Source organism: Litoribacter ruber (assembly GCF_018500185.1).
Taxonomy (GTDB): Bacteria; Bacteroidota; Bacteroidia; order Cytophagales; family Cyclobacteriaceae; genus Litoribacter; species Litoribacter ruber.
Genome location: NZ_JAHBGI010000008.1, coordinates 61,354 through 77,541, shown reverse-complemented (window position 1 = coordinate 77,541; position 16,188 = coordinate 61,354). Strand labels below are relative to the sequence as shown.

General features: G+C 46.1%; 2 protein-coding genes. Both read left to right on the top strand.

The features are described 5' to 3' along the window. Positions 1-158 precede the first annotated feature (158 nt). Complete coding sequence (lysA, locus tag KIH41_RS12140; protein WP_214162555.1) at positions 159-1,391, top strand: diaminopimelate decarboxylase; 1,233 nt, start codon at positions 159-161, stop codon at positions 1,389-1,391. A gap of 449 nt (positions 1,392-1,840) precedes the next feature. After that, on the top strand, positions 1,841-16,042 hold the full coding sequence (locus tag KIH41_RS12135; protein ID WP_214162554.1) for a T9SS type B sorting domain-containing protein: 14,202 nt from the start codon (positions 1,841-1,843) through the stop codon (positions 16,040-16,042). The last annotated feature ends 146 nt before the right edge of the window (positions 16,043-16,188 follow it).

Here is a 16,188-nt window from a genome sequence, read left to right as displayed (position 1 = left end):
TATAAATCCACTGGGGGCTATTGGCTTAACAATATTTAACCAAGGTTTTGGGTTGAATTGGAAGACAGGAGACCGAGGACGGAAGGGGTAGAGAGAATTCACAAACTATTTTTTATTCCTGTAGGGCAATCTATATATTTGTCGGCAAATAAGGAAATATGGAAATCAGCAATCAGCAATTTGAAATTCAGGGGGTGTCCCTTTTGGACTTGACCAAAGAGTTTGGTACACCATTATATGTCTATAACGGGCAAAAGATCATAGACCAGGTCAATCTGCTCAAACAGGCCTTTTCCACTGTCAACCTGAAAATCAAATATGCTACCAAGGCCCTTTCAAACATCAATGTGCTAAAATTGATGAAAAAGTCGGGTACCGGTGTGGATGCGGTTTCCATAGAGGAAGTCAAGTTATGCCTGCATGTTGGTTTTGAGCCTAATGAAATTATGTACACGCCAAACTGTGTTTCGTTTGAGGAAATCCAGGAAGCCGTGGATTTGGGCGTAATGATCAACATTGACAACATTCCCATGTTGGAGCACTTTGGGACGGAGTATGGCAGCAAAGTGCCGATTTGTATCCGCCTCAACCCCCACATTTTGGCCGGTGGCAATGCCAAAATCTCGGTAGGACATATTGATAGCAAATTTGGCATCAGCATTCTCCAGTTAAAGCACATCCTAAAGATAGTGGAGGCTCACAAGCTAAATGTGACGGGTCTGCATGTGCATACGGGTTCGGATATTCTGGATGCCGAGGTGTTTCTGAAAGGTGCCGAAATCCTTTTTGATGCTGCTAGGGAATTTAAAGACCTGACTTTCCTTGATTTTGGGGGAGGTTTTAAAGTGGCCTACAAGGAAGGAGATATCGCTACGGATATTTTGGAGGTAGGAGAAAAAGTGTCGGCTGCCTTCAAGGAGTTTTGTAAGGAATACGGGCGGGAGCTTGAAATCTGGTTTGAGCCGGGTAAGTTTCTAGTCAGTGAATGCGGGGTATTATTGGTAAAAACCAATGTAATCAAAGCCACGCCTGCCTCGACATTCATTGGTGTGGATTCCGGGTTGAACCACCTCATCCGGCCGATGATGTATGATGCCTACCATGGTGTGGAAAACATTTCCAGACTGGAAGGTCCTGAGCGTGTGTACACTATAGTGGGATACATTTGCGAAACAGACACGATTGCTGCGGATAGAAAATTGAAGGAAGTGAAAGAGGGAGATATCTTGGCGATCAAAAATGCGGGAGCTTATGGATTCAGCATGGCATCTAATTACAACAGCCGCCTAAGGCCCGCGGAAGTCATGATTTTAAACGGCAAGGCCCATTTGATACGGAAAAGGGAATCATTTGAGGATATTTTGAGGCATCAGATAGCAATTGAGCTATAAATTGAATTATTCATATTTATAGATTTTATTGAAATTTTAACAAGATTTTGCTTTGAGGATTTAAAGCAAATTGATATTTTTACAAAACAAGTTGACCACTGCAAATAGCCCTGGTAGTTGTAACTATTTCATGAAGCCCCGGAGCCAACTCTCCGGGGTTTTTATTTTGCCCTCCCCATCCCGTTTTTTGCTTTAAGTCCCACGAAGTTTTCCTCCTGATATACACCTTAGAAAATATAATCACAAGATTATTTGGATATTACGTCTATTATTTACTTTATTTCTAAGTTAAATGAGGTTAATCCAAATATCATTTTATAACTAGCAAAGTGCAAAAAATGATATTTGAAAACACCAAATCCAAATAAAATTAAGTAAAACGCCAATTTTCATATCCAAAAACCAGTGGGTTATACGATAAATTGGGGTTTCGGTAGTGAAATTATTATATGGAGAACTTTTACGGTAGTATTTTTTACAAGTTTTTAGTCGCCACCCTCCTTTTAGTAGGTTCGGGGACAATGGTGTACAGCCACTTCAGCTCTGCCACTTTTGACGACATCCCACTTCAGGTGGATCACATGTCTTTTACCCAATGCGCAAGAACGGCCGAGCTTAGGGTGAGAGGTGGCTTGCCGCCTTATCAATACGTGTGGCAGAAGGACGGTGTGGAGGTGCAGGTCGATAATATTTCTGATGGCTCCATGTCTATCCTGTCCATGGCCCAATCCGGGACGTATACGGTTACCGTTTTCGATAACAGCAGTCCTATCCAACAGCTGACCCAGACTTTCAACTTTGTCGACAGCAGAAATTTCCAATATGATCTGTCTTTTGACAAGGATCACTACTGTGAGGGGCAGTCTTATGGCAAAATTGTGGGAAATATTGTCGGGGGTGCCGCCCCCTTTGCCTTTAATCTTTATGGGGAGCATTCCTCCAGCCCGGTATATTCGAAAAGCGGAGTGGGACGGGATGTCTACCTGGATGAAATACCTTCGGGTTCCTACACCTTGGAGATTATTGACAATTCAGGTTGTAGGGAGATTTTGGAGGTGGTTTTTGAAGAAATTGAGACATTTGAATTGGCCTTGGACAATATACACCCTGAGGACTGCGATGCTAACGGTTCCTTTAGCTACTTTGTGGAAAATGGTGGGGAAAATATTCAATATAGGCTTTTTAGGATTACAAGTAGAGAAATAAATGGCGATCATCCAGCCTCAAGTTGGGTGTCAATTGACGGTAATCATGTAGAGGTTGGCAGCTTGGTAGCGGGTTTATATGAACTTCACGTAATAGATGAGTACAGAAGAGAGGAGTGTCCTGAAATAATCAGTATAGAAATTCCTGATTGGCGAAGAATTGAAATTGGTGTCCGGACCTCCCCCGTGACCTGTTATGGAGGAAATGATGGTACAATCATTCTTGACTTCCATAGAATAAATAGGCATTTGGATAAACAGTTAGGGGTTCCACAAAACTTGAGAGTTTATAGGACACCTCCTGGTGGAACAGAGATTCATGATCCTAACCAGTCGATAGGGTTGGGTAATAACCCATATTGGGAATATACCAATATGGAGGCTGGTATTCACAAATTCCGGATTAGACAAGGTGGCAATCAAGTAACCGACTGTTGGCTTCATTTTGAGGTAGAGGTAATGGCTCCTGATGCGCCAATTTCGGCTGGTGAGATTTCGAGTACCCCAGTCTCCTGTTTTGATGGGGCAGACGGTACTGCTACGGTGGTTGCTGAAGGAGGTTGGGGAGGTTTTACCTATAAGTGGAATGATCCAGCTCAACAGGAAACCTCAACTGCCAAAAACTTAAGGGCAGGTACGTATGAAGTGACTGTGACAGATAAAGAGGGCTGTGAGGAAATTTTTTCAGTAGAAGTGATAGGTCCTCCTGGTCCGATTACAGCTGTATTTGACACAGATCCGGCAACTTGCTTGGGTACTGCTGATGGAAATGCTACAGTGACAGCATCAGGTGGATGGGGTGGCCCTTATACCTATTTGTGGAGTAATGGCCAAGAAGGTCAAATAGCCACGAATCTCCCCCCTGGAGAAAACTTTGTTTTGATCACAGATGAAAAAGGCTGTACCCAAGAATTTCCTTTCAATGTGCCTATCGCCGAAATTCCCGAAATAGAGGTTAATCCAGTCGCACCCATATGTTATGCCCAGGACAATGGGGAAATTCATGTACGGATTGATAATAGTGATCACAATTTTCTAACCACAGTAAACGGAGAGACCAAGCCTGGCAACAACATCGCTTTTAATAACCTTTCTCCAGGCACCTATGAAGTAGTGATCAGCTATGGAAATGGTTGCGAAATTATCGAATGGGCTACAGTTCCCGATATTGCCGAGCTCCAAATCGACAATAATGAGCTTAGAAGGGAGCACGTACTTTGCTTTGGTGAAGAGACAGGCTCAATCACCGGTATTAAGGCCATTGGTGGAAATGGTGGGTACCAATACGAATGGAGAAAAAATATCGGTGGCAACTTCGTCAAAATAGAGGGTGAAGACCAGTCTGATATTTTTGGAATCGGTGCAGGATCTTATAGATTATATGTTACGGATGCAAAAGGCTGTTCCCTTTATGAGGTATTTACGATCAACCAACCCGGCGAATTCAAACTAGTAGACAAAACCTTTACCGATGCAAGCTGCTTTGGGGCTAGGGATGGGAGTGCGGCCATTGTTATTTCAGGCGGCGTGGCTCCTTATACCTATAGTTTTAACGGTGGTGCTGAAGTCACCACCTCAAACGTATTGCTTTCCATCCCAAACCTTCCGGCAGGGGATAACAATGTGATCCAAATCCGGGATGCCAACAATTGTCAATTGGCTCCGATCGTTTTCGAAATCGAGCAACCCGAAGAAATCATTATCGAAAAGCTGGATCTGCAGCCGGAAAGTTGTTTTAACGGCCGGGATGGGTTCATACATCTAGACATTAGTGGCGGCACCGGGAATCTTGACATTCGCTGGACGAGAAGAGGCAGCAACAGTACCATTGGTACCGATCAGGAGCTGAACGGTCTGGGGCCGGGTGAGTACGTGGTGAGGGTAAGGGACCTGAATAACCCTTCCTGTGAAATTAGCCGTGAATTTATTATTGAAGGCACTCCTGAACTTTTGGCCGTGCCGACCATAGAGCATATTTTATGTCACGGCGAGCAGGACGGGGCCATTAACTTGGCTATAACCGGAGGTACCTTGACTCCAGGTGAGGATTATTTCATCACGTGGGAAGGGCCGGATGGCTTTAGCAGTGTGCAGCCAAATATATCCGGACTGAAGCCGGGAACTTACTCGGTAACTATTCTGGATTCCAAGTCCTGCCAATTCTCTATGAGCAACCTGGTGGTGAGAGAGCCTGCTGGTCCTTTGGCCATCAACCTGATCAACGCTGTAAACCCGAGTTGCCACAACGGTGCCAATGGTCGAATAGAGATCAATGTAAATGGCGGCACAGGGGTGAAAACCATCTCTTGGTATAAATTCAACGGCAGCGCATATGAGCAAGTGCCGGGGACGACCTCAACGCTAGCCGGATTAGCGCCTGGAAAATATATGGCGGAAGTAGTTGATCAGAATGGCTGTATGGATGATTTGGAAGTCGAATTAATGAATCCTGATCCATTGACCATTACTGTATTAGAGGTAACCAACCCGACTTGTTTTGGTGTAAATGATGGAAGCATCAAAATCGATGTGCAGGGGGGAAGCGGCGGCCCTTACAATTACTCCTGGAGCCATGGTTCCAGCCGTCAGGATCCTGTAAACCTTGGCGGTGGTACCTATACCGTCACGGTAAGGGATGGGTATGGTTGTGAAGTCACTTCAGAGGAGATTACCTTGGTGGAACCAGCTCAGCTGGGCATCACGGTGGCTGAAATCCTGGATCCCCAGTGTTTTGGCTCACCTTCCCATATTGAAGTTAACTTATTGGGAGGAATTGAAGGGCAGAGAGCCACGAAGTGGACCAATCTTACTACTGAAACAGTGGTGGCTGAAGGCGAGGGAATCAACAGAATCGACAACCTTACTCCAGGTTTTTATGAGCTGAGGTATTCAAATAATGGCTATTGCGAGCTGGTAAGAATTTTCCAAGTAAGAGGACCTAGTGAGGCGCTTGAGTTGGTTATTGATATGGAAGCCAATACCTGTGGACCTGAAAGCATCGCGCTTTTTGCTAAAGGCGGTATCCCGACCTATAGGTTTGAGTATTTTAACGGCACTCAGTGGGTTAGGGCTACTAATGCGGTGATTGCTTCCCTGATTGCTGGGGATCATGAATTCCGCGTGGTGGATTCCAAAGGCTGTATAGATGAAAAAACCATCACCCTGACTGACAACGCTCCCGCATTTGTCCATGCCGAAAAAGTGCAGGATATCAGTTGCTGGGGAAGAAATGACGGGGAAATCCTATATGAAATACGTGGTGCAACCCAATACAGCTGGTTGAAGTCTGCCGGAGGCTCTGTGTGGGAAGTGGTACCGGGATATGATTTTATCAAAACTAAGGAGGGAGAGCAGAGGTTGCCAGATTTAGGCGAAGGTTATTATAAATTAAGAGTATTCTATAATAATGTGGATGACTGCTTTGAAGACAGCGAAGACATCGTCATCATTGAGCCGGTTGAGTTTGAGCTAGTGAAGGCCGATGAGGTTCAGCCAGTATGTTGGGATGAGAAGGGGACTTTCACCATCTCTGTGGATGGTGGAAATGCGGATAAAAGAATCATCCTTACCTATCCGGATAATACTTTCCAGACCATTGAAGATGTCAATAATAGAACCGACTACATCTTCACCGATTTGCCAAGTGGGGATTATTCCTATGTAGTTGAGGATGTCAATTGTGATCCGCTTACCGGTTCCTTCCATATTGAAAGCATTCAGCGACCTGCAGTGGATCAGGTTATTGTCGATGATGTGACTTGCCAAGGGGCTGCAGATGGAAGGTTCATTTTTGTCAATCCTGTGGTTGAAGAAGGCCGGAGTTTCCAGGTTTTGGTAAATGGAACGGCTGAATCCCCAATTATGGACGGCAACCAGATGATTTTTGGTCCCAAGACTCCTGGGCGCTACATCGTTGCCATTGTTGATGCTTTAGGCTGTTCTTCCGAGGATTTTGTCATCGACATTGAGGAGCCCGAAAGAGAGCTGGAGATTACCTCCTTCATGAAAACCGACATCACCTGCTTTGAAGCCGGTGACGGTAAGGCCACCTTTGAGATTTTTGGGGGTAGGCAAACCTACCGTGCGGTCCTGACCAAGGTTGGGGACAGCTCTTTCAGCCAAGAGATCGACGGTATCAGTGAAGGAAATCCTGTGCTTTTTGAAGGACTGGAAGTGGGAGATTACCATATTGAGGTGACCGACCAGCAGGAGAACTGCATGGACACCCGGACCTTCACCATAAACACACCTGATCCTTTTATCGCCCAGGAAAATTACGGGTCAATCCTATGTTTGGGCGGAACCACATTTATTGAGGTAAACCTTAGCGGTGGCATTGCACCTTTCGATGTGAAATATTTCTCCCTCAATGAAAATGGGGATAAGTTTGAGGAGTTTTCTCACCTGATCAATGGCAACCGAAGCGTATATAATAATGTAGGTGCCGGCACCTATGTTTATGAAATCACTGACCGCAACGGATGTTTGGTTGAGTCAGAAACACCAATAGTGATTGATGAAGGCCAGGAGCTAGAGCTCACTTTCCTTTCTGACGATGAAACCTGCTACAATGGCTTCAACGGTCAAATTGAAATCGCTGCTGAGGGAAGCAATGACGGGGCATATATATATTATGTAAACAACCGCGCCTACACCAATCCCACCATCACAGGTCTGGGTAAAGGTGAATATCAGGTGTATGTAATGAATGCCGACGGCTGTATCAGTCCTGCACAAACCGTCGTAATTGATGGTCCTGAGCAGGCCTTCTCCTATACCCATTACAGCCAGACAAACCTGAGTTGCTTTGAGTCCGAAAATGGTACGATTAGTCTGCAACTGAGTGGTGGCACGGCGCCTTATACCGTATCCTTTGAGGGTATGGATTATTCCCTTGCGGAAAATGAAATGAAAGTTTTTGAGGGCCTGGAGGCTGAAAAACAGTATAATTTCGATGTAGTTGATGCCAATGGTTGTGCGTTGGTATTGTTCCCAAGAACGCTGACCCAGCCTGATGAACTTAAGGTCACCCATCGGTTCCAGGATATTCTTTGCTTTGGAGGCACTACTGAAATCCAGCTTTCCGTGCAGGGGGGTACACTTCCATTTACTGTCTCCTGGCAATACTCCCAAGATAACGTCACCTTCACCCAACTTGCAGAAACTGGGCGTACACTTTCCAACGCTTATGCGGGGTATTATAAATATGTACTTACAGATGATAAGGGGTGTGAATTTGAAGATGAAATCCATGTGCCACAGCCTGATTTGCTTGATTTCAATTTTGATGTCACCGATGTGACCTGTTTCCGCGGGGAAGATGGCAGTATCCGTTTTACACCTGAGGGCGGTCTTGCCGGGGATTACCGACTTTTTGTCAACAACAGAGAAGTTGCAGCCGTGGGTGGGGTTTTTGAAATCAGGGATCTCAAATTCGGTGATTACACTGCCTATTTTACCAGAGGTAACTGTATCAGTGAAACAAAGACAATAAGAGTAAACCAGCCTTTGGCGGGGATTTCCGTCAACCTGCAGTACCAAGAAGATGTAAGGTGTTTTGAGGGTACCACCAATGTGGTGTTTAACATCCAAGGTGGAAACGGCATCTATACTGCTTTCCTCAATGAAAGGGAAATCACCTTGGAAGGCAACCAAATCATGTTTGATGAGGTGCCTGCCGGACAATATCAACTGAGAGTTGAGGATCAAAAAGGTTGTGACTGGGAGGGAGAAATTACCATCACCCAGCCCGATCCTATCCAGATCAGCCAGGCAAAAGTCACTGAAACCACCTGCTTTGAAGGAGGTGATGGCCAAATTGAAATAACAGTCACCGGAGGCACTGGCGTGATCCGTTACGAATGGACAAATCTGGCAACTGGTGACATGATCGGAAACACCAACCGGGTAAGCAACCTAGCGGAAGGTGAGTATGAGGTGAGGGTTTATGATGACAGGCAATGTGATATTGTTGAAAGATATGAAATCACAGCTCCTGAGGAAATTACTTTTGAGGTGGATGTGGAGGATGTACTTTGTTTCGGAGGCAATACGGGAAGTATCATCATCAAAAATCCCCAGGGCGGAAGAGGGAATTACCGCTTGATCATTGACGGAATTTCCAGAACCGGGCTGTCGGTTAATAACCTGCGGGCAAAACAGACTTATCAGGTTTGGTTGATGGATGGTGCAGAATGTAGCTCAGATATCATCGAAGTTGAAATAAAGGAACCGCCTTTATTGACTGTAAGCGCAACGGGAACCCCTGAAACCTGTTACAATGCTAATGACGGAACGGCCGCTTTGACCATTGCGGGTGGTGCAGGCGGCGCGATTGCCAGATGGTCTGACGGTGGCGTTGGTCCGGTAAGGACAAACCTTTACCCTGGCATGTACCAATATGAAGTAACTGACGCAAATGGTTGTAAGGTCTTTGGTTCGGTAAGAATTGAAAGGGCTGAGCCGATCCAGGTGGATTCCCAGATTTCAAACATCTTGTGTTTTGGAGAAAGTACCGGAAAAATCGAATTGGACATCTCTGGAGGTACTGGTACGTATTCATATGAGTGGAAAAACCTGGCTACAGGCCAAGCGATTTCTTCCGAAAAGAATTTGACCAATGTGCCTGCGGGGGATTATAGGGTTACGATCACGGATGCGAATGAATGTACAATTGGCAGGACTTTTACCCTCACCCAACCTTCTCAGGCCTTATCAGTGGATGCCCTTGTGTCTGATGTCCAGTGCCATGGGGATACAAATGGCGAAATCAGATTGCTCTTGGAAGGTGGTACGGGATTCCGTCACGTAAGATGGCATGATCTACCCACCACGGATGAGTCTCATGTTAGAAACAGGGAGGAACTGCCAGCCGGAGATTATACAGTTACAGTGACCGACGCGAATAATTGCCAGGTGACCGAAACTTTTACAGTAGAGGAACCCGCCAAACTTATCGTCAAAACTGTGGCGCAAGAGGATGTTTCCTGTAAAGGTGGGGAAGATGGCTCTGTGAAAATCTCCGTTGAGGGAGGTGCAGGGGCGCCGATCATCACTTGGCTTCATAACGGGAGCAGAAGTTTAGAACAAACGGGACTAAAAGCTGGGACCTATATCGTCAATGTGACCGACAGCAGAAATTATTGCTTGGTGCAGCATGCGGTAGAAATTAAGGAACCTGCAGCGCATTTGGCTGCTGAAGTAAACTTGGAGCTTGAAACCTGTGGTGACCAAAATACCATGATTGCAGAGGTAATTCCTTCCGGCGGCAATGGTGGCTATAGATTTGAGTGGAGATTTGCCGGTACCGAAACGGTGATTGACAGAAACCAAAGAGCCCTTGGATTGGCTCCTGGAGATTATGAGGTTACCGTAATCGATGCCAAAGATTGTGATATTGTCAAAACCGTTACCGTATTTGATGCCAATCTGGAATTTACGGCTACTCCTGCTCCAGCACTCTGCTTTGGAGATGCCACAGGCGCCATCACCATTTCCGACATCAGAGGCGGCACAGGTAATTATACCTGGGAAGTCAATGGGGTAGAAGTGACTACCGGCTTCACCCAATCAGGGCTAGCGGCCGGCGTTTATACCGTTACGGTGCGAGACTCTATGAATTGTTTTGTGGTGGAAAATGACGTGGAAGTAGGACAGCCTGATCCGCTTGGTTTTGATTTTGATAACCTCCAGCACGAAACCTGTTATCTGGCCAAGAATGGTTCGGTAACAATTGTTCCGCAAGGCGGCACCGGAGATCTTAATATCCGCTGGGATAATAATTCCACCTCTTTCACTAGAAATAACCTTGCTCCGGGAAGGCACACATTTGTTATTACTGACCAATATTGCCGATTGGACGGTGAAGTGTTTATTGAGGAGGCTACCCAAATTTCTCTCACGCAGGAAATCGTATCGCCTGTTTTGTGCTTTGGCGACTCTACCGGAGAGGTGGAAATTACAGTTGAGGGCGGAGCAGGTGATTATACTTTTAAGTGGTATAGAACCTCCGACATGGAGACCGTCATCAGCGAGGAGCAAAGCCTGACCGGCGTAGTTGCCGGCAATTATAGACTACATGTTTCTGATGCGAACGGCTGTACCATTATTTCTCGAGTGTATCAAATCACCCAGCCTACTGCAGCACTTTCTGCACGTGCAGATGTCACACACATCAGCTGTTTCAGAGCCGATGATGGCCAAATCAGGGTTATTGCCAACGGCGGTACGGGTGACAAAACCGTCACTTGGGAGGATACCGATTTCGAAGGGGAAACCAGAAGTGGCCTTTCTCCCGGTACTTATAAGTATACCGTCAGAGACAAAAACAACTGTGAAATCCACGGCGAAGAAACCATACTTGAGCCTGAATTGCTCGTGGTTGATCCTGAAATTACAGCTGTATCTTGTAAAGGTGGCAATACTGGAGAAATTGAACTTCTCGTCACAGGTGGAAGCGGAGATTACTCCGTAATCTGGGAAAACAGTGGCAACAAGGAACTTAAAAGGTCCGGCCTAAGAGCAGGAAGCTATACCTATACCGTTTCGGATGGCAAATGTGAAGTTTCCAATACCATAGAAATTGCAGAACCGGAATTTGACCTTTCTGCTGAAGTGATGGTGAGGCTGGAAACATGCGGAGAGCAATCATCCATGGTGGTGGAAGTCACTGCCCAAGGTGGAAATGGCGGTTATTCCTACACGTGGTCTGATCCATCTTGGACGGGTAGCAGACAAGAAGGCGTACAGCCGGGTAGTTATTCTGTTATTGTCGAAGATGGGAAAGGCTGCGATATCACCAAGACATTTGATGTTTATGATGCCAACATCACCTTTACCGCCACCCCAACAGATGTTCTTTGCCACGATGGCAACACCGGATCCATTACTTTAAGTGACATCAAGGGTGGAGTGTCGCCTTACAAGTTTTTTGTAGCAGGAGTACAATTGGATGAAGGGTCATTTAGAAGATCAGGTATGGTAGCCGGTACTTACTCGGTGGTGGTTGAGGATGCCAATGAGTGTAGGGAAGAAGTTGAAGTGGTCATTGGCCAGCCGGAGCAGATCGGTTTTGACTTCGAAACCTTGCAGCATGAAACCTGCTTTAGCGCTGGTGATGGTGTGGTGGAGATTAGAGCTTTTGGAGGCGTTGGTGAATTGAGTATTGTCTGGGATAATGGAAATAGAGATTTCCTCCGGGAAAGCCTGAGCCCAAGAACCCACACTTTCAGAATCACCGATGAAAACCAGTGTTTCTACGACGGGGAGGTGACCATTCAGGCGGCAACGCAAATGAGGTTTACCCAAGAGGAGCTGGTTCCTGTGTTGTGCCATGGTGATGAAACTGGTGGTGTAAACATCAGCGTATCCGGTGGCAGAGGTGATTACAGCTATAACTGGTATTTGGCTTCCGACACCCAAAGAGAAAATGTAATTAGCACGGATAGAAATCTAGCCAATGTAGAGGCAGGCAGCTATCTGGTTGTGGTAACGGATTTAAGTGGATGTTCGATTGATAGGACTTTCCAGGTCACCCAGCCTGCCGCGAAATTGACGGCCAGCCATACATTTAAAAATATCTCATGCTATATGGCGGGAGATGGATCGATCACAGTTTCGCCTTTTGGTGGCACAGGGATCAGAGAAGTTAGCTGGGAAGATACGGATGTGAAAGGGGCCACCCGAACTGGCTTAGAGCCGGGTACATATAAGTACACGGTGACGGATGCAAATCTTTGTACCACGATGGGACAGGTGACCATAACTGAGCCTACCGAGCTAACAGTTACCCCCGAAATTAAGGATGTGACCTGTAAGGGAATGACCAATGGGGAAATTGAGCTTAAGGTTGAAGGTGGAAGCGGCGATTACTCAGTGATTTGGGAAAACAGCGGCAACAAGTCCTTGAGGAGAACTGGCCTAGCCGCCGGAACCTATACCTATACCGTTTCTGACGGCAAATGTGAGTTTTCCGAAACGATTACCATCGAAGAACCGGAATTGGACCTAACCGCCCAAGTGGTAGCAAACCTTGAGGCTTGCGGTGAGCAATCCAGTATGGTGGCGGAGGTGACTCCTATCGGTGGCAATGGTGGATACCAATATGAGTGGAGGCTAAAGGGAAGCTTAGAGGTACTATTTACGGATGCCAGAGTTGAAGGGATTCCTGCTGGGGAGTATGAAATCAAAATCTTGGATGCCAAAGAATGTTTTATAATTGAGGAACTGACCGTATTTGATGCCAGCCTCAGATTTGAAGCATCTGCTACCGATGTCAGCTGTCATGATGGGTCAAATGGTACGATCTCCATCAGCAACCGGGCTGGAGGTATAGGGCCTTATAAATGGTATGTAGTAATTGACAATCAGGAAGTTGAAGTAGGCAGTGGTTTGACAAGGGGAGGCTTAAAGGCCGGCACCTATAAGGTGATTTTGGAAGATGCCATGTTGTGCCGTGTAGAACAACAGGTGGAAATTAAAGAGCCTGAGGCCTTGGGTTTCACCTCCTCGGTTCGAGACCAAAGCTGTTTCAATGTTCAGGATGGCAGAATAGTGATCTTCCCAAGTGGTGGGGTGGGCAACTATTCCATCGTGTGGGATGATCCCGCCGGCAATGACTTTATACGTGAGGGGCTTGTTCCAAACCGCTATACCTTTACACTTTATGATGCCAACAATGGGGCGCAGTGTAGTATCATAGGTGAGGTCTTTGTACAAGGAGCAACCCAGGTTACTATTGAAAGCGACCAAGTTCAGCATGTGCTGTGCCATGGCGATCAAACTGGTGGTGTCGAGCTGGTGGATATAAAGGGTGGCACTGGCGACTATGAATTTGTATGGGTGAGAATCAACCAGGATCTATCAGAAACTGAGGTTGCCACCTCTCGCAACCTTTCTGGGCAGGTAGCCGGCCGTTACAAAGTTTATGTGAAAGATGGCAATGGATGTGGAATCAACAAGACTTTCAACATCAACCAGCCTGATACCAAATTGTCTGTGGAACCATTGGTAATGGATGTGAGATGCCACAACGGTTCGGATGGAAGTATCCGCTTAATGCCGTCCGGTGGATTTGGTAACAAAACAGTGAAGTGGGCTGATCTTTCCGACAACCATGAAGACCAGGGTAAATTGGAAAGAAGAAACCTTGCGCCCGGCACCTATGAAGCAACTGTCACGGACCAAAACGGATGCTTTGTCACTGAAAAGTATGTCGTAGAGAACCCTGAGGAAATTATTATCAAAGTAATCGACAAAAGGGATGTGCTTTGTTATGGTGAAAAAACTGGCATGATAGAGATCGAGGTGACCGGAGGAAGTGGGAATTATGTTCCTAACTGGGGTCCATTTGGACAAGGGTACAAATTGGAAAATCTTGCCGCTGGGGATTATATGGTGACCATTTTTGATGGAAACTGTCAGAAGTTTGAAATCATCACAATTGAGCAGCCAGCAAGACGCTTAGAGGCAGAAATCACCGTGAAGGTAGATATCTGCGGCGATTCCAAGGAGATCTATGCCGAGGTGGAGCCTGATGGTGGGGTGGGGCCATATACTTTCCAATGGAATGATGCGGCCCAAAGCACCACGGCCAAAGTAGTAGATCTTGCACCGGGTACTTATAAAGTGGTCATTACGGATGACAATAAGTGCGTCATTGAAAAAGAAGTGGTCATGCCTGAACCTCAGGAGCCGATGACACTCACTTTAGTAGGTAAAATGTCTGTATGCTTCAACGGAGATCAAGCCGAGATTGAAGCTAAAGTGGAAGGCGGTAGCGGAGACTTTGAATTCAAGTGGAGCCACAGTTCATCGCTGATTGGCGAAAAGGCCACCGACTTGAATCCTGGGACTTATACCGTAAGAGCCATTGACAAGGAGACAGGCTGCTGGGTTGAGGAAAGCTATTACATCGTCCCTATGGATCAAAAGATAGTCCGCCAAGCTGCCTTGCAGAATGTTAGTTGTGAAGGTGTAAATGACGGTACAGTCACATATGAAATGACCGGTTATCAGGCTCCTTTCACTGTAGATTTGATTGTCAATGACAATGTCATCAGAAAAATGAGGTTTACAGAGGATGTTTTTACCATCGACCAACTTTCTCCAAGGGGGTATGCAGTAAAAATTGAGGACGCCCTAGAATGCTCTGTAAACAGAACCTTTACTATTGAGGCGCCACAGCCGCTGAAGATTTCAGAAAATAGAGTTACTCAGCACATCTCCTGTCATTTCGCCAATGATGGCAGAATATTCCTTCCGGTGACCGGAGGAATTGGAAGCTATGTGTATGAGTGGCAGAAAGAAGGCGAGGAGGAGATCTTTACCACTACCCTGCCCGAAAGGAAAAACCTGGGTCCTGGCATTTATTCCGTGACAGTTTCCAGTGGGGCTTGCTCCATTACGGAGGTGATCGAAATCATTGAACCTCCATTGTTGGAAATGACGGAGCAATATTCTGAGATGCTGGAATGTAATGGCAGCCTTGAAGGATTTATCCATATAGACGCGAAAGGTGGCTGGGGAACCAGGGAAATCTTCTGGTCGGATGATGAAGATGAAAAAAGCTACTCTAGGTCTGGTCTTCCTGCTGGTGTCTATGAGGTGAGGGTAGAAGATGAAAATGGCTGCTATGTTGAAAAAACAATTATCATCGAAGAACCTGAAGAAATTGATGCCTACCTCACTACCTCTCTTGAGGTAGACTGTGAGGAAAGAACAGTGGTTGGGAAAGCCTATCTTACTGTTACAGGCGGTACTGGAGAATACCAAATCAACTGGAGCAATGGAGAGCAAAATGTGGATGAAATTTCATTCACCCAGGACGGCAAATTCTCGGTAACCATACTTGATGAAAACGGCTGTATGGAATATGTGGAAACGGTAATTGAATTCCCTCCATCTTTTGCCACTGCAGACTTCAGTTATACGGTTATAGAAACCCAGACCACCAACGGCGAGGTGCTGCTGGGCGACCATATACAGTTCAATGACCTGTCCTTAGGAGATATCGTTTCGTGGGAATGGGAATTTGGAGATGGCATCACCAGCAATGAACAGGAACCGAAGCACAGTTATGCCCAAACTGGTTTCTACACCGTGAAGTTATCTGTGGTAGATCAATTTGGATGTACTTCTATTCACGAAATGGAAATCCAGGTGTTGGCATCCTACAGTGTGCTGGTGCCGAATGCCTTCACACCAAATGGTGACGGGCTGAATGATACCTTTAAGCCAATGTATCGTGGCGTCGAGGATATCGAATTCCATATCTTCAATAAGTGGGGAGACTTGATTTACTCTGCTTACAGTATGGAAGATCCAGGATGGGACGGTAGGGTAAGAGACCGCATGAGCCCTAACGGGAACTATGTCTACAAAATCTACTTCACCACCAAAGAAGGTGACCGCAAATCCCAATCAGGTGTATTCCTTCTGATCAATTGATAATTTTCACAACCACCAACCAAGTAAAAAGAGCCTATTTAGGCTCTTTTTCGTTTCAAGTCAAATTTATTTCTAGCAGAGCAAATGTGGTTGGTCCCTAGGGAAATGCAGATAGAGGTAGGATGTAGTAATTGGAGCATATAACT

What these genes read in the sequence shown, in the direction of transcription:
- KIH41_RS12135 (WP_214162554.1), top strand. Translation starts at nt 1,841, where the DNA reads ATGGAGAACTTTTACGGTAGTATTTTTTACAAGTTTTTAGTCGCCACC.
- lysA (WP_214162555.1), top strand. Translation starts at nt 159, where the DNA reads ATGGAAATCAGCAATCAGCAATTTGAAATTCAGGGGGTGTCCCTTTTG.